At 33.4% G+C, this 1,082-nt stretch carries 2 protein-coding genes; both read right to left on the minus strand.

From position 1 onward, the window contains the following. Nucleotides 1–741: DUF4299 family protein (locus tag B2S90_RS06415; RefSeq protein WP_286696746.1), on the minus strand; the 741-nt coding region annotated here is incomplete at its 3' end. A 1-nt stretch (nt 742) separates the two neighbouring features. Further along, nucleotides 743–1,051, minus strand: coding sequence for a BRCT domain-containing protein (locus B2S90_RS06420; RefSeq protein ID WP_270397620.1), 309 nt, complete (start codon nt 1,049–1,051; stop codon nt 743–745). Nucleotides 1,052–1,082: the final 31 nt, after the last annotated feature.

Raw genomic sequence — 1,082 nt, forward strand, 5'->3', positions numbered from 1 at the left:
ACCCAATGATCTTTCTTCTGTTGTAGAATAAAGAGCTATTTCATAATAATCACATTCTAGCTTCTCACCTGTTTCAGGATTCTGATACCCTACAGGTACCCATGGTTTATTAGGAAGTAAAGTAGGGCAGTCTTCAGTTAATGCATAGATGCCTTTAATACCCTGATCTGTCTTAAAGAATTGTGGTTTTGCATAATAATAGTCATGACTTTGAAGTTCGTGCATCCACGAAGAGAAAAGATGTGGATTAAGAATAAACTGTTCTGCTTCATCCTTACCAATCACTAACGGCCACATTGTACTCATTAACGTAAGAGAATCTGTTTCACCATTCGCAATCTTTTCTGATACTTCTTTAATAATACGATGATTGAAGGCAATAAGATCATCTTCCTGTGATAAGTACTCATCTATATCTTCTTCTATACCATCAATAGTAACACTGCATTTCCAGTAACTAGTAATTCTTCTTAAGCAGTTAAAGAAAGAACGCATTTCATCTGTAGTAGTAGGATTGAGTAAACGTAAGTTTAATTCATTCTTTTCATCTTCATCCCATGAAATATGAAAACCTCTACCAATAGAATTTGGATTATAGAAGATCATATTACCTTCCTGGTCATCACCCACCATTCTCATACCATCATTGATTCCAAAAGCCAATTCATCACCGACTATGACATCTAATGGAATAGTCTTTTTAAATAAACCCTTCTGTTTAATACATACATCAATAGACATCTTATCCTCCTATGCATCTCATAAAGTCTTCTTCTGAGATAATCAAAATCTTTTCATCCTTCTCTCTTAAGTCTAAACCTTTTCTAATCTTAGTACCATACTGACCATACTTCCATGTTTTACTTTTTTCTCCACCGACAATTAAATAATCAGTAGCACGTGTAGGGGCACTTAATACAGTACCTCCATGATTATAAATATAGTGAACTACATCACTTCTTCTCATAGAAATAAATAAACCAGTGACCACAAACTTACCTGTCAAATCTATATCAAATATTTCATCAAAAGCGAAAGGGTAATTATTCATAACTATTCCTCTAAAAAAGATATACAATATA

The organism is Catenibacterium sp. UBA627 (assembly GCF_002299355.1).
Classification (GTDB): Bacteria; Bacillota_I; Bacilli_A; order Erysipelotrichales; family Coprobacillaceae; genus Catenibacterium; species Catenibacterium mitsuoka.

Excerpts from the sequence above, each read along its gene's own strand:
- B2S90_RS06420 (WP_270397620.1), bottom strand. The coding sequence starts at position 1,051 with ATGAATAATTACCCTTTCGCTTTTGATGAAATATTTGATATAGATTTG.